The sequence below is a fragment of the Aeromonas sp. CA23 genome, assembly GCF_002587065.1.
GTDB classification, from domain to species: domain Bacteria; phylum Pseudomonadota; class Gammaproteobacteria; order Enterobacterales; family Aeromonadaceae; genus Aeromonas; species Aeromonas bestiarum.
This window is the reverse complement of the sequence record NZ_CP023818.1, coordinates 3,274,475-3,293,709: the sequence shown is the minus strand read 5'-3', so window position 1 is coordinate 3,293,709 and position 19,235 is coordinate 3,274,475. Positions and strand designations below refer to the sequence as shown.

At 62.4% G+C, this 19,235-nt stretch carries 18 protein-coding genes; 12 read left to right on the top strand and 6 right to left on the bottom strand.

Annotation, left to right across the window (positions count from 1 at the left end; genetic code table 11):
- The first annotated feature begins 93 nt into the window (after positions 1 to 93).
- Positions 94 to 999: a LysR family transcriptional regulator gene (locus tag CK910_RS15420; protein ID WP_098983889.1), complete on the top strand. Its 906-nt coding sequence runs from the start codon at positions 94 to 96 to the stop codon at positions 997 to 999.
- Between the two features lie 82 nt (positions 1,000 to 1,081).
- Here the strand turns inward: CK910_RS15420 and araC are convergent, their stop codons facing one another.
- The 4 genes from araC to CK910_RS15400 form a co-directional block, all read right to left on the bottom strand.
- Entirely contained in the window at positions 1,082 to 1,993 is a 912-nt protein-coding gene (araC, locus tag CK910_RS15415) for an arabinose operon transcriptional regulator AraC (protein WP_098983888.1), read from the bottom strand.
- A 164-nt stretch (positions 1,994 to 2,157) separates the two neighbouring features.
- Positions 2,158 to 3,159 carry an L-arabinose ABC transporter permease AraH gene (gene araH / locus CK910_RS15410; protein ID WP_043136153.1) on the bottom strand — a complete coding sequence of 334 codons (1,002 nt, stop codon included), beginning with the start codon at positions 3,157 to 3,159 and terminating at the stop codon, positions 2,158 to 2,160.
- A 50-nt stretch (positions 3,160 to 3,209) separates the two neighbouring features.
- Positions 3,210 to 4,706, bottom strand: coding sequence for an L-arabinose ABC transporter ATP-binding protein AraG (gene araG / locus CK910_RS15405; RefSeq protein WP_098983887.1), 1,497 nt, complete (start codon positions 4,704 to 4,706; stop codon positions 3,210 to 3,212).
- A 74-nt stretch (positions 4,707 to 4,780) separates the two neighbouring features.
- Positions 4,781 to 5,764, bottom strand: coding sequence for an arabinose ABC transporter substrate-binding protein (locus CK910_RS15400; protein WP_098983886.1), 984 nt, complete (start codon positions 5,762 to 5,764; stop codon positions 4,781 to 4,783).
- A gap of 361 nt (positions 5,765 to 6,125) precedes the next feature.
- On the opposite strand from CK910_RS15400, the gene CK910_RS15395 reads away from it, so the two are divergent.
- The 3 genes from CK910_RS15395 to araA are packed head-to-tail and all read left to right on the top strand — an operon-like array spanning position 6,126 to position 10,027.
- Positions 6,126 to 7,817, top strand: a complete 1,692-nt coding sequence (locus CK910_RS15395; RefSeq protein ID WP_098983885.1) for a ribulokinase — start codon at positions 6,126 to 6,128, stop codon at positions 7,815 to 7,817.
- Entirely contained in the window at positions 7,814 to 8,512 is a 699-nt protein-coding gene (locus CK910_RS15390; RefSeq protein ID WP_098983884.1) for an L-ribulose-5-phosphate 4-epimerase, read from the top strand. The genes CK910_RS15395 and CK910_RS15390 overlap by 4 nt, the downstream gene beginning before the upstream one ends.
- A gap of 15 nt (positions 8,513 to 8,527) precedes the next feature.
- On the top strand, positions 8,528 to 10,027 hold the full coding sequence (gene araA / locus CK910_RS15385; RefSeq protein ID WP_098983883.1) for an L-arabinose isomerase: 1,500 nt from the start codon (positions 8,528 to 8,530) through the stop codon (positions 10,025 to 10,027).
- Between the two features lie 7 nt (positions 10,028 to 10,034).
- On the opposite strand, the gene CK910_RS24410 is transcribed toward araA, so the two are convergent.
- Positions 10,035 to 10,253 carry a hypothetical protein gene (locus CK910_RS24410; RefSeq protein WP_253852707.1) on the bottom strand — a complete coding sequence of 73 codons (219 nt, stop codon included), beginning with the start codon at positions 10,251 to 10,253 and terminating at the stop codon, positions 10,035 to 10,037.
- A gap of 9 nt (positions 10,254 to 10,262) precedes the next feature.
- On the opposite strand from CK910_RS24410, the gene CK910_RS15375 reads away from it, so the two are divergent.
- The 5 genes from CK910_RS15375 to CK910_RS15355 all read left to right on the top strand — a co-directional run bounded on the left by CK910_RS15375 (position 10,263) and on the right by CK910_RS15355 (position 15,120).
- Positions 10,263 to 10,823, top strand: coding sequence for a transporter substrate-binding domain-containing protein (locus CK910_RS15375; protein WP_253852706.1), 561 nt, complete (start codon positions 10,263 to 10,265; stop codon positions 10,821 to 10,823).
- Between the two features lie 266 nt (positions 10,824 to 11,089).
- Positions 11,090 to 11,800 (top strand): metallophosphoesterase, encoded by a 711-nt coding sequence (locus CK910_RS15370; protein ID WP_098983882.1) that lies wholly within the window; start codon positions 11,090 to 11,092, stop codon positions 11,798 to 11,800.
- Between the two features lie 180 nt (positions 11,801 to 11,980).
- On the top strand, positions 11,981 to 12,883 hold the full coding sequence (locus CK910_RS15365; RefSeq protein ID WP_098983881.1) for a nuclease-related domain-containing protein: 903 nt from the start codon (positions 11,981 to 11,983) through the stop codon (positions 12,881 to 12,883).
- A 150-nt stretch (positions 12,884 to 13,033) separates the two neighbouring features.
- Positions 13,034 to 14,461 (top strand): exodeoxyribonuclease I, encoded by a 1,428-nt coding sequence (gene sbcB / locus CK910_RS15360; RefSeq protein ID WP_098983880.1) that lies wholly within the window; start codon positions 13,034 to 13,036, stop codon positions 14,459 to 14,461.
- Positions 14,462 to 14,613: 152 nt separating this feature from the next.
- Positions 14,614 to 15,120, top strand: a complete 507-nt coding sequence (locus CK910_RS15355; RefSeq protein ID WP_042872239.1) for a hypothetical protein — start codon at positions 14,614 to 14,616, stop codon at positions 15,118 to 15,120.
- Between the two features lie 74 nt (positions 15,121 to 15,194).
- Here CK910_RS15355 and CK910_RS15350 read toward each other — a convergent pair whose 3' ends face one another.
- A complete protein-coding gene (locus tag CK910_RS15350) occupies positions 15,195 to 16,904 on the bottom strand; it encodes a glycoside hydrolase family 36 protein (RefSeq protein ID WP_098983879.1) in 1,710 nt (569 codons plus the stop codon).
- Positions 16,905 to 17,095: 191 nt separating this feature from the next.
- Between CK910_RS15350 and CK910_RS15345 the strand changes: the two genes are divergently transcribed.
- The 3 genes from CK910_RS15345 (at position 17,096) to cdd (ending at position 19,216) form a co-directional block, all read left to right on the top strand.
- Complete coding sequence (locus tag CK910_RS15345; protein WP_042035460.1) at positions 17,096 to 17,452, top strand: CidA/LrgA family protein; 357 nt, start codon at positions 17,096 to 17,098, stop codon at positions 17,450 to 17,452.
- A complete protein-coding gene (locus tag CK910_RS15340) occupies positions 17,449 to 18,135 on the top strand; it encodes an LrgB family protein (RefSeq protein WP_098983878.1) in 687 nt (228 codons plus the stop codon). The genes CK910_RS15345 and CK910_RS15340 overlap by 4 nt, the downstream gene beginning before the upstream one ends.
- A gap of 187 nt (positions 18,136 to 18,322) precedes the next feature.
- Positions 18,323 to 19,216: a cytidine deaminase gene (gene cdd, locus CK910_RS15335; protein ID WP_098983877.1), complete on the top strand. Its 894-nt coding sequence runs from the start codon at positions 18,323 to 18,325 to the stop codon at positions 19,214 to 19,216.
- Positions 19,217 to 19,235 lie beyond the last annotated feature (19 nt).

Genomic DNA, 19,235 nt, shown 5'->3' with positions numbered 1-19,235 from the left:
ATCGTTGGAGATAGCTTAGTTTCGAGACTAATCCATGAGTAGACTGCTAAATTGAGCATCAGCGTCCTATTTTTGGAACGATGAGAGCACCCTATGCAGGATCTGAACGACCTCTACTACTTCGTCCAGGCGGTGGATCACGGCGGCTTTGCCCCCGCCGGACGGGCCATCGGCATGCCGAAATCCCGGCTCAGTCGCCGCATCGCACTGCTCGAAGAGCGGCTCGGCGTGCGCCTGATCCAGCGCTCGACCCGCCAGTTCACTGTGACCGAGCTGGGCCGCACCTATTACGAGCACTGCAAGGCGATGCTGGTGGAAGCCGAGGCGGCGCAGGCCGCCATCGAGGTGACCCGCGCCGAGCCCTGCGGCCTGATCCGCCTGAGCTGCCCCATCGCCCTGCTGCACACCCATGTCGGCCCCATGCTGGCGGATTTCATGGCGCACCATCCGCAGGTCAGCGTGCAGCTGGAGGGAACAAACCGGCGGGTGGATCTCATCGCAGAAGGAGTGGATGTGGCGATCCGGGTCAGGCCGCCGCCGCTGCAAGACAGCGAACTGGTGATCCGGGTGCTGGCGGATCGCAGGCAGTGCCTGGTGGCGAGCCCGGCACTCATGGCACAACATGGGTTTCCCGCCGCCCCTTCCGAGCTGAACGGCTGGCCCAGCATGGGGTTGGGCACCTTGCAGCAGAGCCATCACTGGTCGCTGTTCGGGCCGGATGATGCCCATGCCAGCGTCGTCCACCAGCCCCGTTTCGTGACCACAGACATGGTGGCACTGCGTAGCGCCGCCCTGGCCGGGGTCGGCGTGGCCCAGTTGCCGCTATTGATGGTGCGGGAGCAGCTGGCCGCCGGTGATCTGGTGCAAGTGGTGCCCGAATGGGAGCCAAGGCCCGAGATCATCCACGCCGTCTTCCCCTCCCGCCGCGGCCTGCTCCCCTCGGTGCGGGCGCTGATCGACTATCTGGTGGAGCGCTTTGCCGCCATCGATGAGGAATAATGACGCAGCCTGCTCCAAGCGGCCACACCGGCATGCGGTGACAACTCATGGGGCAAAACGAGCCGCATCGTCAAACTAGAGGTCACAGTGGGGTGGCGCATTTGCGGTATTCGGTCGGGCTGACCCCCACCCGCTTTCGAAACACCCGCGAGAAGTAGAGCTGATCGTCATAGCCCACCTGCTGGCCTATGGTGGCCACCGACATGGGGGTGGTCTGCAGCAGCAGCTTGGCCCGCATGATCCGCTGATCCTCGCGCCAGCGCACTATGCTCACCCCCACCTGCTCGCGAAACAGGTGAGCCAGCCGTGAAGGAGACAAAAACACCTGCTCCGCCAGCGCCTCCACCGAGATCTCGGCACAGAGCGACTCGCTCAGGATCTGGCACGCCTGGTGAACTCTGTGATCTATGGTGGGGTAGGCATTGAGGGAGGAGGCCTCGTAGCAACGGATGAGCAGCCGCTCCAGCAGGTTCATGGCCAGCTGCTCCGACATGGGTCTGAGCTGCTGGTGGGTCTCTTCGATGTCGAGGAACAGGGCATCGAACTCGGCGAGCAACTGGCTGTCCGCCAGTTGCAGGCGACCCACCCGCTCCGTCACCTGCGGCCACTTGAGCCAGTCGGCCCAATAGGCCCTCGGCCTGAAATAGACCCAGCGGTGATACCACTCCCGCGCATCCGGCGCCCGGCCGTAATGGTGTACCGCCGCCGGCGGGAACAGCAACAGATCGCCGGGCTCCACCGTGAAGGCCTGCTCCCCCTGAAATATCTGCCCCTTGCCCCTGATGGTCAGGTTGACGATGAAGCCCTTCATGCCCTGGGGGCGGTCGATGATGAAGTCGAGCGCACTCCCCTGCTCTATGGGGGTCATGCCCGAGACCAGGAAGACGTCGAAGGCGTACCCCGGCAACAGGGGGTTGAGTTGTTTCGGTTTCTCTTTTTGCATCGAGGACATGGCGGAAAACAGCGCTTGGGTAAAAAAATCGGCTTGGGCCATTGTAAAGACTCACCTTGGGAACGCGCCATCCGACGCTCGGCGTCATGTGAAATTGTTGAACTGGCTCACAATGGCATGGGCCGTGCGCCATGGTGTCACCGGCCATCATGGGACAATCGGCAATCAGGCCCGCAGAATGCGGGCCCGGGCCGGTTGAAGGGAGATCAGACACGCGCCTTGCGCACCTGCTTGTAGCGGTCGAACAGCACGGCGGCGAGCAGGATAAGGCCCCGCACCACGTACTGGGCGAACGGGGATATGTTGAGCAGGTTCATGGCGTTCTCCATCAGTCCCAGGATCAGCACGCCGGCGATGATGTAGGAGATCTTGCCAATCCCCCCCTTCATGGAGACCCCGCCCAGCACGCAGGCCGAGATGACCACCAGCTCGAAGCCGATGGAGGTCATGGGCTGGCCCGAGGTCATGCGCGACGCGAGTATGATGCCCGCGATGGAGGCAATCAGCCCCGTCATGGTGAAGATGATGATCTTGGTGCGCACCACGTTGACCCCGGCGAGGCGCGCCGCCTCCTCGTTGCCCCCCATGGCCAGGGTGTTGCGACCGAAGGTGGTCTTGTTGAGCAGCAGACCAAACAGCACGAAGCAGAGCGCCGTCAGCCAGACCGGCGTCGGGATCCCGAGCAGGGCTGAGTTGCCGAGTTCGAAGAAGCCCTCTTCCACTATGCCGACCGCCTTGCCGTCCGAGATGATGTAGCCCACCCCGCGCGCCATCTGCATGGTGGCCAGGGTGGTGATGAGGGCGTTGATCTTGAATTTGGCCACCACTATGCCGTTGATGAGGCCAAACAGCACCCCCACTGACATGCCGGCCAGTATGCCGACCGTGATGCTCTCGGTAGCGTTGATGCCCACGGCGCAGGCGACGCCCGAGCAGGCCACCACAGAGCCGACCGACATGTCGAACTCGCCGGAGGCGAGGCAGAACAGCATGCCGCAGGCCACCATGCCCGACATGGAGACGGCGAGCCCCAGGCCGCGCATGTTGATCAGGCTGGCGAAGTTGGGTACCAGCACGCAGGCCAGCAAGAACAGGATGGCGAAGATCACCAGCATGCCGTATTGATCCCAGATCCGGGCCAGTTGCAGGCGGGAGCCGCTCGTCGCAGAGACGGTCGCGGCCTGACCGACTGAGGTAGTTGTTGTCATGTTATTTCTCCTGAAGTTTCCGGGTGCTATCGCGTTGCAGTCACAGGGGATTAACGGGCCGGCATGGCCAGATTGAGCGCCTTGATCTCGTCGGCCTCATCGTGGGAGAGCTCGCCGGCGATCTCCCCCTCCCGCATGACCATGATCCGATCCGCGATGCCCAGCACTTCCGGCAGCTCGCTTGAGACCACCACCACGGCGATGCCCACCTTGGCCAGATCGTAAATCACGTTGTAAATCTCGTTTTTGGCCCCGACGTCTATGCCGCGGGTTGGCTCGTCGAGCAAGATGACCTTCATGTCTTCGGAGAGCCAGCGCCCCAGAATGGCCTTCTGCTGGTTGCCGCCGGAGAGGTTCATGATGGCCTGATGGGGGGACGGGGTCTTGACCCGCATGTCGCGGATCCTGAGCCTGGCGTTTTCATCCTCCCATTTCTGGTTGATCCAGAAGCCCCCCCACGCCTTGTGGCGGCGGGCGCTGATGTTGATGTTCTCCTGCACCGAGTGGATGGGGATGATGCCGAGCGCCTTGCGGTCTTCGGTACAGAGCATGATGCCGCTGTGAATGGCATCGATGGGGTTGCGAATGGGCACCGGCTTGCCGAACACGGCAATCTCGCCCCCACGCGCCTTCTCGGCGCCGAAGATAAGCTTCATCAGCTCGCTGCGACCGGCTCCCACCAGCCCGAAGATGCCGAGGATCTCCCCCCGTTTCACCTCAAACGAGATGGGTGCCTTCAGGCCGGGTCCCATCAGGTTCTCCACCTTGAGGCCCGCCTCGCCAAGCGGCCTTGGGCTGTAGCCATAGACATCGGTCAGCTCCCGTCCCACCATGGTCTTGACCAGCAGATCCCGGCTGACTTCGGCCATTGAGGCGAAGGTGCGCACGAACTGGCCGTCCTTGAAGACGGTGATGGCGTCGCACAGGGCGAAGATCTCGTCCATGCGATGGGAGACGTAGAGAATGACCTTGCCCTCGTCGCGCAACTGACGGATGACCCGAAACAGCTGATCTATCTCGCGGGACGAGAGACTGCTGGTCGGCTCGTCGAAGGCGATGACGCTGGCATCCCGGGTCAGCGCCTTGGCGATCTCCACCATCTGCCATTGCCCGAGGGACAGGTACTTGAGCGGCGTCTCCGGCGACACATCCATGCCGAGGCGCGCCAGCTGCCTGGCCGCATCCTGATAGAGCTTCTCCCGATCGATGACCCCGCGCCGGGTGGGCAGCTGGCCGAGATAGATGTTCTCGGCGATGGTCATCTCGGGCACCAGGTGCAACTCCTGATAGATGATGGCGATCCCGCTCTCCAGGGCGTCGACCGTGCTCTGAAAGACCCGCTCCTGGCCGGCCAGCTTCACCACCCCTGTGGTGGGGGCCTGAAAGCCGCTCAGGATCTTGAGCAGGGTGGATTTGCCCGCGCCGTTCTCCCCCATCAGCGCGTGCACCGAGCCCTGCTGGCAGGAGAAGGAGACGTTCTGCAGCGCCTTGACGCCGGGAAACTCCTTGCTGATGCCGCAAAACTCCAGATAAGGAACCTGATTCATGTGTTCACTCCAGCCAACCGGCATGACGCCACAGCGTCATGCCGGTCTCGGTGTCAGGGTTTAAATGGCGTCAATCACAGACCTTTCTTCTGCAGCTCGACCTTGAAGTTGTCGCGGGTGATGAGCACAACATCGGTCACCTCGGTGAACTTGGCCGGCTCTGCTCCGTTGACCACCCAGTCATGGAGCATCTGGATGCTCTTGTAGCCGTGCACGTCCGGGCTTGGCAGCAAGGAGCCGAGGAAGCCGGTGGCGCTGGACTTGGAGAGCTCGTTCACCGCATCCACCCCGTTGATGCCGATGCCGATGACGTTCTCGGCCTTGAAGCCCTGCCCTTCGGTGGCGCGCACGCCGCCGAGCACCGTATTGTCATTCATGCCGACGATGAGCCAGTTCTTCACCTCGGGGTGTTGCACCAGCATGGAGTTGGCGGCATCCAGCGCCCCCGGAATGTCGTTGGCCTTGGTGGGTGAGCGGTAGATCTGGGCCTCTGGGAAGCCGGCGGTCTTGAGCGCGCTCAGGGAGCCTTCAACCCGGCGACGGGCGGTGTCCAGCTCGTCGGCGGTGATGGCGAGCACCCCGGTCGCCTTCACATCCCACTGGCGTTTTTGCATCTCCTTGTAGAGCTCCTGACCCTGGCGTTCGCCAATCTTGGTGGCGGCCATCATCACCAGCGGCACCTGCTCCATGGGCTGGCCCTTGGCGTTGACGAACTGGTCATCCACAGTAATGACCTTCAGATCCATGCTGTTGGCCTTGGCCATGATGGCGGCCCCGAGCTTGGGATCCGGGGTACAGATGACGAAGCCCTTGGCGCCGTTGGCCGCCAGGCTGTCGATGGCATTGAGGGTCTTCTCGCCATCGGGGACGGCTATCTTGATCACCTCGAAACCGAGATCCTTGCCCGCCTTGTCGGCGAAGTTCCATTCGGTCTGGAACCAGGGCTCCTCCGGTTGCTTGACCAGGTAGCCCAGCTTCAGCGCCTCGGCCGAGAAAGCAGAATTTGCCATACCAAGGGCAAACCCCATTGCGATCATGCTGTTAACGATTTTGTTCATGCGAGTGTCTCCAGGTGTTCTATCAATCCATGTATCCACGCAGTGCTGCTCCTTGAGTCAATCAAGTCGCAGCCATATAAAAACATGTTTAAACAGGACGTTATTGTTGTTGCTAGTTGAGCGAACCAAGTTGTAATCGTTTTCACATGGAAAAATGGAGAGCAGGATCACGCCATGAAATTGCAGCCGTTTTGTCTATGTTTTCAGCAAAATAATCACATAGCCGATCTTCGATGGCCGTCACCCTCTTGCCGGCATAGCGTTTAAATCCATATTTCCAGCAGCCAATGGCTAACCGCCCATGCGGTCCATCTCCTATGGTTCCTCACCAGTCACCCCTCATTGATGGTCAGGAGCACTTATGTCTGAGCACCCCAGGTCCGAGCAGATCACCATCGGACTCGATTTCGGCAGCGATTCGGTCAGGGCACTCGCCGTGCGCTGCCACGACGGCGCCGAGCTGGCAACCCAGGTCGTCTATTACCCGCGCTGGCAGGCCGGTCGTTACTGCCAACCGGTCACCAACCAGTTCCGCCACCACCCCCTCGACTATCTGGAATCCATGGAGCAGGCGGTGGTGGCAGTGGTGAGCCAGCTCACCCCGGCCCAGCGCGCCGCCGTGCGTGGCATAGGGGTGGACAGCACAGGCTCCACGCCAGCCCCCATCGACAAGGAGGGGCGTGTGCTGGCCCTGCGTCCGGAGTTTGCCGACAACCCCAACGCCATGTTCGTGCTGTGGAAGGATCACACCGCCATCGAGGAGGCCGAGGCCATCACCGCCCTTTGCCACGGCGGCCAGTTCCCCGACTACAGCCGCTACATAGGCGGGGTCTACTCCTCCGAGTGGTTCTGGGCCAAGATACTGCACGTTTCCCGCAGTGATGCGGCGGTGCGCGCCGCCGCCTGCAACTGGGTCGAGCTGTGCGACTGGGTGCCCGCCATCCTGAGCGGCACCCAGGCCCCGGCCGACGTCCGACGCGGGCGCTGCGCCGCCGGCCACAAGTCTCTCTGGCACCCGAGCTGGGGCGGCCTGCCCCCCGCCGAGTTTCTCAACGCACTGGATCCGCTGTTGACCGAGGATCTCGACTACCCGCTCTTTACCGACAGCTGGACCGCCGATCTGCCGGTCGGCACCCTGACCCCCGAGTGGGCGGAGCGGCTGCATCTCTCCTGCGAGGTGGTGATCGCCGGCGGCGCCTTTGACTGCCACATGGGGGCGGTGGGGGCCGGGGCCGGCAACAATGCGCTGGTCAAGGTGATAGGCACCTCCACCTGCGACATCCTGATCGCCGACGAAGCCACCATAGGTGATCGGGCCATTGCCGGGATCTGCGGCCAGGTGGACGGCAGCGTGGTGCCGGGCATGGTGGGGCTGGAGGCAGGGCAATCGGCATTCGGCGACATCTATGCCTGGTATCAGCGCCAGCTCGGCTGGCCGCTGGAGAGCCTCGCCGCCCAGTATCCGGAGCTGCGCACCGCCATCGAGGCCCACAAGCGGGAGCTGCTGCCAAGCCTCGCCGCCGCCTGGGAGCAGCAGCGCGATCTGGCCCACCTGCCGGTGGTGCTCGACTGGTTCAACGGCCGGCGCACCCCTTACGCCAACCAGCGCCTGCAGGGCACAGTCACCGGGCTCAACCTCGGCACGGATGCGCCCGACTTGTTCGGTGCCTTGGTGGCCTCCACCGCCTTCGGGGCCCGCAGCATCATGGAGTGCATGACCAGTCAGCAGGTACCGGTGGAGCAGGTGATCGCCCTTGGCGGCATAGCCCGCAAATCTGCCACAGTGATGCAGACCTGCGCCGACGTGATGAACAGGCCCATCCAGGTGGTGGCCTCGGATCAGTGCTGCGCCCTGGGGGCGGCCATCTTTGCCGCCGTGGCGGCCGGGATCCATAGCGATGTGGCCGAGGCTCAGCGCCACATGGCGAGCGCCGTGGAGCGCACCCACCAGCCTGACCCTGAGCGGGTCGCCGAATACGAGCGTCTCTACCAGCGCTACCTCGCCTGGGGCGCCGCCGCCGAGCCGCTCTACAACCGGGGAGTACCGGCATGAACCTCAAGATGCTCAAGGAGCAGGTGCTCGTCGCCAACCTGGATCTGCCGCGCCACGCGCTGGTGACCTTCACCTGGGGCAATGTGAGCGGCATCGACCGAGAGCGCAATCTGGTGGTGATAAAGCCGAGCGGCGTCAGTTATGAGCGGATGCTGCTCGAAGACATGGTGGTGTTGGATCTGGCGGGCAAGCAGGTGGAGGGCGCCTTGCGCCCCTCCTCCGACACCGCCACCCACCTGGTGCTCTATCGCGCCTATCCAGAGCTTGGCGGCGTGGTGCACACCCACTCCACCCACGCCACCGCCTGGGCCCAGGCGGGGCGCGCCATCCCCATTTTCGGCACCACCCAGGCCGACTATTTTCACGGCGAGATCCCCTGCTCGCGCCTGCTCACCCCGGGTGAAGTGGAGGAGGATTACGAGGGGCTGACCGGTCACCTCATCGTCGAGACCCTCAAGCAGACTCCCATCCTCGCCATGCCGGGGGTGCTGGTGGCCAACCACGGCCCCTTCAGCTGGGGCAAGAGCGCCGATGATGCTGTACACAACGCCGTGGTGCTGGAAGAGGTGGCGCGCATGGCCTGGCTCACCGGCCAGATCAACCCCGCAGCCCGCCCCCTGCCCGATTACCTGCTGGAGAAGCACTACCAGCGCAAACATGGCAAACACGCCTATTACGGCCAGACAAAAGCATAAACAGAGGACACCAAGATGGAATTGATGAAACAGCTGGAAGTGTGGTTCCTGGTCGGCAGCCAGCACCTGTATGGCGCCGCCACCCTGAAGCAGGTGGCCGATCACGCCCACACCATCACCAGCCAGCTCAACGAGCGCGCCGGCCTGCCAGTCAAGATAGTGCTCAAGCCCACCGGCACCACCCTCGACGAGATAAGCGCGGTGGCTCGGGATGCCAACCACGACGAGCGCTGCATAGGTCTCATGGTGTGGATGCACACCTTCTCCCCCGCCAAGATGTGGATCCCGGCGCTGAGTCAGTTGCAAAAACCCCTGCTGCAATTCCACACCCAGTTCAACCGGGATCTGCCGTGGAGCGAGATCGACATGGACTTCATGAACCTGAACCAGACCGCCCACGGTGGCCGTGAGTTCGGTTTCATGGGGGCTCGCCTGCGGCTGCCGCGCACCGTGGTGGTCGGTCACTGGCAGGATGAAGAGGCCCACCGCAAGCTGGGCAACTGGATGCGGGTCGCCGCCGCCATTCACGACAGCCGCCACCTGAAGATCGCCCGATTTGGCGACAACATGCGCAACGTGGCGGTCACCGAGGGCGACAAGATTGAGGCCCAGATCCAGTTCGGTTATCAGGTGAACTACCACCCGGTCGGGGATCTGGTGAAGGTCATCGACGCCGTGCCCGCAAGCGACATCGAGGCGCTGCTGGCCGAATACGAAGAAACCTACACCCTGACCGAGGCGGTGCAGGCGGGCGGGGAGCTTCGCGCTTCTCTGTATGAGGCGGCGCGCCAGGAGCTGGGGATGAAGAAATTCCTCACCGACGGCGGCTTTGGCGCCTTCACCACCACCTTTGAAGACCTTCACGGCCTGCACCAGCTGCCGGGGCTCGCCTGTCAGCGCCTGATGCAGCAAGGCTTCGGCTTTGGCGCGGAGGGGGACTGGAAGACCGCGGCCCTGCTGCGCACCATCAAGGTGATGGGAACCGGCCTTGCGGGCGGCACCTCCTTCATGGAGGACTACACCTACCACCTGGAGGCGGGCAACAACCTGGTGCTGGGCGCCCACATGCTGGAGGTCTGCCCCTCCATCGCGGCCGATAAACCCGTGCTGGATGCCCAGCATTTAGGGATAGGCAAGAAGGCCGACCCGGCCCGCCTGCTGTTCGCGGCCCCCGCCGGCAAGGCGGTCAACGCCAGCCTCATCGATCTGGGCAACCGCTTCCGGCTGGTGGTCAATCAGCTGGAGGTGGTGGACCTGCCAGAGGCCATGCCCAAGCTGCCGGTGGCCAGCGCCCTGTGGCAACCCATGCCGGACCTGCAAACCAGCGCCGAGGCCTGGATCCTGGCGGGGGCCGCCCACCACTCTGTGTTCACCCAATCGGTCGACATAGAGCAGTTGCGTACCTTCGCCGACATCATGGGCATAGAGTTAGTGGTGATCGATGAGCACACCCGGATCCCCGAGCTCAAACAGACACTGCAGTGGAACGAGGTCTACTACAAGATTTGCCGCTAACGCCTTCTTAGGCCAGCGGCCACCAGCATGACAACAGCCCCGCCAGCGGGGCTGTTTCTTTGAGGGGGCATAGCAATGCGCTGGCAAGGATTCTCACCCCGCCAAGGAAGGCGCTGACGGCGATCAGGGCGCTGACCCCCTCCCCCATGCGAGCCAGTCCCTCTTCGATGAAGGGCAGCAGCCGCTCGGCGGCCGGGGTCAGGCTCAGGCAGTCGGGGCCGCGCACGAACAGCAGATGACCGAGGCGGGCCTCCAGCTGGGCAAGTACGACGCCATCATGTCCTCCATGAACATCACCGACGAGCGGCGCCAGAAGGTGGACTTCAGCCAAGTCTATTACATGATGCAGAACCGCTTCGTGGGCCGCAACGACAAGACCGCCACCTTCGCCGACGACCAGGCCCACTTCAAGGGCAAGGTGATAGCGGTGCAGGAGGGGACCCCCCAGGACAACTTCATCACCGCCCGTTACGGGGAGGTGGCCAAGATCAAGCGCTACGTCAACGCCCAGCCTCCCATGCTGGATCTGCAGTCCGGCCGCGCCGATTACACCTTCGGCAACATGGTGCAGTTGAAGGTCGGCTTCCTCGACAAGAAGATGGGCAGGCAGTTCGCCTTCGTCGGCCCCCAGTTCAACGGCACTCAGGACAAGACCCAGGGTGAAGGGGTGGCGGTGGCGCTGCGCAAGAACGACGCCAAGCTCAAGGGCCAGTTCGATGCCGCCATCGACAGCGTCAAGGCCGATGGCACCTTCGATCAACTGCTCAGGAAGTATCAGCTCGAAGACCTGCTCTAAGACCGGTTGGCCCGTCGCAGGAAGCGATCCCTGAGCCCACAATGCCAGTCAGCTCCGACTGGCATTCTTTTACCCGGGATCTGCCGGCAACGCGGCAAACAGCCCTCCTTTATGCAGGCCGCCTGTCACCTCGACACGGGAGAGCCTCCCATCTGCCTCTACTATGGCGAGGCAGAGCATGCCATGCTGCACTTGTCCACGGGCCCCCGATCACCCATCGGCCATCCGGCGGCGCGAGCCGGTCACACCAGACAAGGAGGCAAGCCATGAACCCGTCACCGCTGATCAGACGCTTCGCCCGCAATCTGCTGGGGCGGGATCTCGCCGTCGGCGATATCCACGGCTATTTTTCGCGGCTGGAACAGACCCTGAACCAGGCGGGATTCGACCCCGCTCGGGATCGCCTCTTCTCCGTGGGCGATCTGACGGATCGCGGCCCCGACTGCCCTCAGGTGCTCGAGTGGCTGGCCAGGCCCTGGTTCCACCCTGTCTGCGGCAATCACGACGACTACGTCTGCCGTTACGAGAGCTGCGATCGGGAGAACTGGATCCAGAACGGCGGCGGCTGGTTTCAGCTGCTGACCCCGGACGAGCAGGAGGTGTTCGCCGCCCACTACCGTACCCTGCCCATTGCCATCGAGGTGGCCACCCCGGCCGGCCCGGTCGGGCTGCTCCACGCCGATTGCCCCTTCTCCTCCTGGCAGGGGCTGCTGGACAAACTGGATGCGGGGGTGAGCGGCGGCCAGCTTAAGGCCATCAAGAACGTCTGCCTCTGGTCAAGACGCCGCATCGAACGCCTGGACGAGAGCGGGGTCGAGGATCTCGTCGCCCTGGTGGTGGGGCACACCCCGGTGGGCCGCCCGGCCCGCCTTGGCAATGTGTACTACATAGACACAGGCGGCTGGTATCCCGACGAAGGCGGCTTCTTCACCCTGCTGGACCTGCATACCCTGATGCCACTCTTTCCCGTTTCCTGATCTGAGCAGAACGTCATGCATCAGAAGTGAAGCCCGGCCTGATACCCATGGCGACAGGCTCTATCTGCCTTCAGACCTCTCTCCTTCCCTTGCAACCCTCTGTTCGAGCGGAAAAAGAGACTTCCACACAGGGATTGTTCGGTAATAATTTCGTTGTCTGTCGTATTTCAAGGAGATGGAATGGAACTCCCCTCTATGGTCACCTCGATTCTGGCTATTGCCCTGCTCTTTTTGGGCCCCATATTTTTACTGATTGGCGCCATAACGCTCATCATGAAGAGGTACAAACGGCATCACACCAGCCCCTTGACCCGGGATCTGCTCAGGCCGGCTGGCCATACCCTGCAAGAGCAAATCGATGATCAGAGGATCGATCTCTTCGGCCTCATGTTGATGACCCCCTTGATACTGCTCATGTTTGCCCTCATGTCGCTAATGCAAAACACCCTCGACGGCACTCGGGTATCACTCAACCAGTTAGTCATTTTCGGGGTAATGGCAGCAGGCGCCTTCAGCTACTTCTCCTATCGCACCTATCAGGTCATCAGACGCCTTCAACATCTGAAACTCGGTTATGCCTGTGAGCTGGCCGTCGGTCAGGAGCTCGAATACCTGGTCAGGCCCAAGGATCATCCCTATCGGGTCTATCACGATGTCCCGTTCGATGGGTTCAACATCGACCACCTGATCATCTCCCCCAATGGCGTCTTCGTTGTCGAGACCAAGGGACGATCCAAACCCATCAATGACGGTACCAAGCAGTTCAAGGTGAGGGTGGAAAACAATGCGCTGCACTTCCCAAATCATGTAGAAACTGAACCGCTGGAGCAGGTCAGGCGCAGCGTCACCTCGGTGCGTAACTGGCTCAACAGCGCCACGGGGACAGATGTGCCGGTGGGCGGGATCCTGGTGCTACCCGGCTGGTATATCGAACTGTTCCAGAAGGCAACCGCCCCCTATGTCGTCAGTGCGGCCGCACTGCCCAAAGTCTTGCCCCAGCTGAGAGTGGGCACACTGGAGCTGGCGCATATTCAAGCCATTGCCCATCAGGTGGAGCAAAAAGTAAGAGACATCGCCAAATAACACCACTGTGGTTTGCCCAATAAACCGGCAGCCGGGCTGCCTGCCCTTCGTTCTGTCTGCGCTATGGTTTACCATGCAGGCAATTGTGGTGCATGGCACCGCCCACTCAGGTGCGTGGCACCACCGCATCGGACACCCATCTCGGAACTTATGAGCAAAACAGCACAATCCGGCACAGCGCCCACCTTCTATTTCCACGATTACGAGACCTTCGGGATCAGTCCGGCGAAGGACAGGCCGGCGCAGTTCGCCGGCATTCGTACCGATGCGGATTTCAACCTCATCGGCGAGCCGCTGGTCATCTATTGCAAGCCACCGGCGGACTATTTGCCGGAGCCGGAGGCCTGCCTCATCACCGGTATCACGCCGCAAAAGGCGATGAAGGACGGGCTGTGCGAGGCGGATTTCATTGCCCAGATCCACGAGCAGTTTGCCACCCCGAATACCTGCGTGCTGGGCTACAACAGCATTCGCTTCGATGACGAGGTGACCCGCTACACCCTCTATCGCAACTTCTACGACCCCTACGCCTACAGCTGGCAGAACGGCAACTCCCGCTGGGACATACTCGACATGCTGCGGGCCTGCTATGCCCTGCGCCCGGAGGGGATCGAATGGGCCTTTGATGAGGAGGGCAAGCCAAGTTTCAGGCTGGAGAAGCTGACTGTGGCCAACGGCGTGGCCCACGCCAATGCCCACGATGCGCTCTCCGATGTGCTGGCCACCATAGAGATGGCCAAGCTGGTGAAAAAGGCCCAGCCCAAGCTATTTGGTTATCTGTTTGACCTTCGCAACAAGAACAAGGTCAAGGCACTGATCGACGTGGTGACCATGAAGCCGCTGACCCATGTCTCCGGCATGTTCTCCCCCTGGCAGGGGTGCGTGAGCTGGGTATCGCCACTCGCCTGGCACCCGACCAACCAGAATGCGGTGATCATGGTGGATTTGACCCGTGATCCGACCCCGCTCATCGAGCTCTCCAGCGACGAGATCCGCGAGCGACTCTATACCCGCAAGGACGAGTTGGGGGATCTGGCGGCCATTCCGGTCAAGCTGCTACACATCAACAAGTGCCCCGTGCTCGCGCCAGCCGCTACCCTGACACCGGAACGTGCCGATGAGCTTGGCATCGATCGGGAGCAGTGCCGCAAGAGCCTGAACCTGCTGCGGGCTCACCCCGAGGTGCGGGAAAAACTGGTGGAGGTGTTCAATCAGGAGTTCGCGGGCAACAACGACTCGGATCCGGATACCCAGCTCTACGCCGGCTTCTTCGGCCACGGCGACAAGGCCACCATGGATCTGGTGCGTACCACCCCGGCCGAACTGCTGGGGGAGAGGGAATTTGCCTTCACAGACGCGCGTTTGCCCCAGATGCTGTTCCGCTACCGCGCCCGCAACTGGCCCCACACCCTGAGCGAGGCGGAGCAAAAACGCTGGCGCCTGCACTGCAGCGACTACTTCAGCCGCCGCCTGCCGGACTACGCCCCTCGCCTCGAGGCGCTGGCCGAGCAGAATCAGGGTAACGAACGGAACTTTGCGATTCTCAAGAGCCTCTATCACTACCTCGAAGATCTGTAAGATGTGATCGGTTTCACAGTTAAATGTCGGTATGCTCCCCTCGCCCAAGACATAATGGGAAGGGGAGCAAAGACTCCTGAAGTTTCAATTATTTGTGCGCTAACATTGCATTAACGGCCTTTGGCTATCGACCCTTGGGGATGCCTCATCTGATGCGTTCAGGATTATCCGGTTTCGGTTTGCTCGTCTGCTCCCTGCTGCCTTCGGCCGGCATGGCGGGCGTGCGTTTTGATGTCCCCGACTATTTGCTGCAATTGCCGCAGCAGACTTATCAGCTGATCGAGAGCAACTTCAGCCGCCTCTATCAGCAGACCGACTTCACTCCCCAGATCACCAACAGCTATTTCAACCGTTCCGATCTCTACAACTTCGTCGGCGTGCCGCTGGCCATCACTCCCCAGGCGGGTTTTCAGCTGGAAGTGTTCGGTCAGCTCTACAATCGCGCCTCCCAAAGCTATGTGCACATGAGCCAGGACATGTCGCTCTATCGCATGATCCGGGCCGACATGATTGGCAACACCAATGACGAAGTCGCCATCGGCATGGGGCTCGGCATTCCCCTCAGCCCGCAGCTCACCTTCAAGGCGCTGCTCTCTAGCAACGAGATCCCGGGCTATGGCGCAGCCAACTACGCAATCGGCTTCGAGTGGCGTTACTGATCCCCCGCCATATTTGCCCCCCCTACAAATAATTCAGGCTCCCATGGGAGCCTGAATTATTATCGCCAGTGTGTTCAGCGGTAGCGGATCACCCGCCCTTCACCCCCTTGCAGAGTGATCGCAGTACCGACGGCACCTTCATCCCAGAAATCCCATCCCCCTGCCGGCAGTAAAAACTCCTGAGGTTGCCCCTCCCAGTTGAAGAGGCAGAGCAGAGTGCCTCCTTGTGGCAAGCTCACTTCCCCAGAGGCAAACTCCATCGACTCAAAGCGGGCTGAAGGGGCCCGGGCCGCGCACAGGGCCAGCAATTTGTGCAGCTGCGCCGCCTGTGCTGCATCGAGATCCTGCAGCCTGTCACCCGCCAGTATCATGCCGCCGCTCGCCACCAGCGCCGCCAGATGAAAGCGGTACTCTGCACGGCTGGCCTGCTGACTCGGCAGATCCCGCAGGCAGATGCAGTCGGGATCTAGCGCCCACAGCCGATCGTTTTGCCAGGCGCGACAGAAAGCCTCGCGGGCAATCTGGCGAAAACGGTGGCCATTGCGCTCCACGTCATCGCTTACCCGCATGCCGTGCACCAGCCCCAGGCTCGGCCAGATGGGGGCGTTGCAACCGAGCAGGAAGGCGCCCTCGCCCGCCCCGCGCAAGATGGCCGCCATGCCGCTCCGATAGGCCTCGACCCGGGTGGCGGAAGGATCATGGAAGCGGCCGCCGTGAATGGCGCCCCAGAAGTTGGCATCCAGCTTGAAGTAGTGAATGCCCCACTGCTCGCGCAGGGTGCGAAATACCTGCTCAAGGTGAGCTTGCACCTCGGGGTGGGTACCATCCAGCACATACCAGGGGGTACAGCGCCAGCCACCGTAGGTGACCCGCTCGGAGGGGAGTGGCAGGCCGTCATCCCCCTTCACGAACCAGTTAGGGTGATCCTGAAACACCTGTGAGGTCGGCTCGGCAATAAAGGGGGCGACCCAGAGCGCGGGCTCGCAACCGGCACTGCGGATCTCCGCCGCAAGGGCTGCCACTCCCTGTTCGAACTTGGGCGAAGGGGTGAGCCAATCCCCCATCTTCGCCTGATAGCCATCGTCGATCTGCACGTAGCGCAGGGCCGGGAAACGCTCGGCCCGCAGCGCCAGATTCTCGCGAATGTCGGCGGCGCTCACCTGTGCATAGTAGTGATACCAGGAGCACCAGCCGCTGGGGCGGGTCGCCACCTCGGCGATCAGGCTGCCGTGTTCGGCCTCGATCATGCTCGCCAGCTCGGCCAGCAGCGCCTCGCGATCCGCTCCCTCCAGACAGATCAGCGCCTCGCTCTGCCAGTGCTGGCCGGCAGGCAACAGGCGATCTTCGCAGTTCATCAGGATCTGCAGACGGCCATCCGGATAGAGGCGGAACTCGCCGCCAAAGCGGTGGCAGCTGGCAAAGGCGAGCAGCAGCCAGCCCTTGCCGTGTTCCACCAGCAACAGGTTGTGGACTGTGTGATAGCCATCGTCGTCGCTGATGCGATAGACGCCGGCATCGGGGCAGCGGCCCACCGGCTGTGGGGTCTGCCAACTGCCCATGGTCTGGGCCAGCATCTGGAATCCTTCGCCATAGATAGCACTCTCCGCTGGCAGGCCCAATTTGCCGTCAAACAGCACCCAGCGGCCGACCGGCGTGGCATCAGGGCCCGTGTTGTCGAGCCTGACCCGGCATACTGGCCCCTCCCACTGGCTGGTTTGCAATAGATCCGGGGGCAGGCTGCTATCGGCCGCCAGTTGACGCACGCGGGACAAGAGGGATGTCATGGCTACTCCTTGTAATTCATAAACAAAACAAACAGTTCAGAACCTGGTCGTTCGAAAAGTGCATCGAGTCAGAAAATCTTCAATCAAATCAGCTGCAAACGAACTGATTTCAGCTGTTATTGTTTTAATGCCGCGCCCCTGCCTCTCTGGTAAACTGCCCATTCATTCACAGTTACCAAGTTGGGGCTCACGTGATCGCGCAACGTGCCTTGCTGTACCTTCGTGACTTCATGGTCATAGTCGCCTGCCTGCTGGCGGGCAAAACCCTGGCAGCCATACTGCCGTTCGCCTTCCCCGGCAGTATCATCGGCATGCTGCTGCTGTTCGTGCTGCTCTCCTTGCAACTGGTGAAATTGCACTGGGTCGAACTCGGCGCCGGCCTGCTGCTGCGCCACATGGGCGTGCTGTTCGTGCCGGTGGCGGTCGGGCTGGTGGCCTGGCTGGAGCCGCTGCGCCAGTCGTTCGGCCTCATCATGCTCTGCATAGTGCTGGGGATAGTCTTGATCCTCGGCACGGTCGGTCGGCTCTACCAGAGGATGAACCGATGATCTTCTGGCTTGCCATCCCCCTGACCCTGACGCTCTACTTCGCCACCCGGGCCCTCTATCGCCGCCTGCCCTGGCCCATCATCAATCCCGTGCTGGTGCCCACCGCCGTCATCATAGGCCTGCTGCTCTGGCTGGATCTGCCGCTGGATCAGTACGAAAGCGGCACCCGCCCCATCACGGCGCTGCTGGAACCCGCCGTGGTAGCGCTGGCCCTGCCGCTCTACCAGCAGGCTCGCCAGATCCAGGCCAGGCTCAAGCCCATCCTAATCTGTACTCTGGCCTCCGTCTTGATCTCGGTCTGCACAACCTTGCTGATCGGTCATTTTATGGGCGCCGATCCGGCATTGCTGGCCTCGCTCGCCACCAAGTCCATCACAACCCCGCTCGCCATGAGCGTCAGCCAGTCCCTCGGCGGCATTCCGGCCATCGCGGCGGCCGTGGTGGTGGTGGTCGGAATTGTAGGCGCTCTCATCGGCTACCCCCTGCTCAAACTGATGCGGGTGACCGACCCCGAGGCCCAGGGGCTGGCCATGGGAGCCTGCGCCCATGCCATCGGCACCGCCACCTCCGCCGAGAAGGGCATTACCCAGGGGGCCTTCTCGTCGCTGGCCATGGTGGTGTGCGGCATCCTCACCGCCGCCGTGGCTCCCCTGCTGTTTGCCATTTACCACTGGTTGAGCTGAGTCGTACCGATTTTCGGTTGTGCGGGCCTGACGGCCCGCCACAGTGCGAGCTGACGCACAGTTTGCGCAAGACAAACGTTTCCTTTACCATCCCCCTCCTTTTGCCCGTCAGGGCGTGAGCCGGCTCACACATTTTGCCGAGCTTGCTCCCTACAATGGCCCCCCAATTGGCCTTTGAGGACACACTATGCATCCCCGTTTTGCCAAGCCACTCGATACCCTGCCCGCCCCGCTCAAAGCGGCGCTGCTGCCCATGCTGGATCCCGAACAGGGCGGCGAATTCAATGCACGTTTTACCCCTGCGCAAGTGGCGACCCTGAAAGCCGCCACCGGCCTGGAAGATCGCGCCCTGCGCCTGGCCCTGCTGCCACTGGCCGCGGCCTGCTCTGTGGCCCCCATCTCCAAGTTCTTCGTCGGTGCCATCGCCTGCGGCCTGAGCGGCACCTGGTACTTCGGCGCCAACATGGAGTTCGCGGGGCAAGGGTTATTCCACTCGGTCCATGCCGAGCAGTCCGCCATCTCCAACGCCTGGCTGGGCGGTGAGACGGGGATCAGCGAGATCACCGTCAACTACACCCCCTGTGGCCACTGCCGCCAGTTCATGAACGAGCTGAGCACCGCCAAGATCCTGAAAGTTTCTCTGCCGGACGACCTGAGCGCCCTGCAATCCTTCCTGCCCCACTCGTTCGGCCCGGCGGATCTCGACATCACGGATGCGCTGATGAGCCCGCAAGCTCACGACGAGCTGACGCTCGAGAGCGAGGATCCGCTCTGGCAAGCCGCGCTGGCCGCCGCCCGCCAAAGCTATGCCCCCTACAGTCAGGGCTATGCCGCGGTGGCGCTGCAGTTTGCCGATGGTCGCCTCTTCTGTGGCCGCTACGCCGAGAACGCCGCCTTCAACCCCAGCCTGCCGCCGATGCAGATGGCCTGTGCCCATGCGGTGCTGAACGGTGAAGATCTCGCCACCATCCGCCGCGCCGTGCTGCTGGAGAGCAAAAACGGCCAGATCAGCCAGCGGGACTCCGCCCAGTCCACCCTCAAGGCGCTGGGGTCGGTCGAGCTGGAATACCAGGCCGTCTGAGGTCAAAAACGCCCAACAA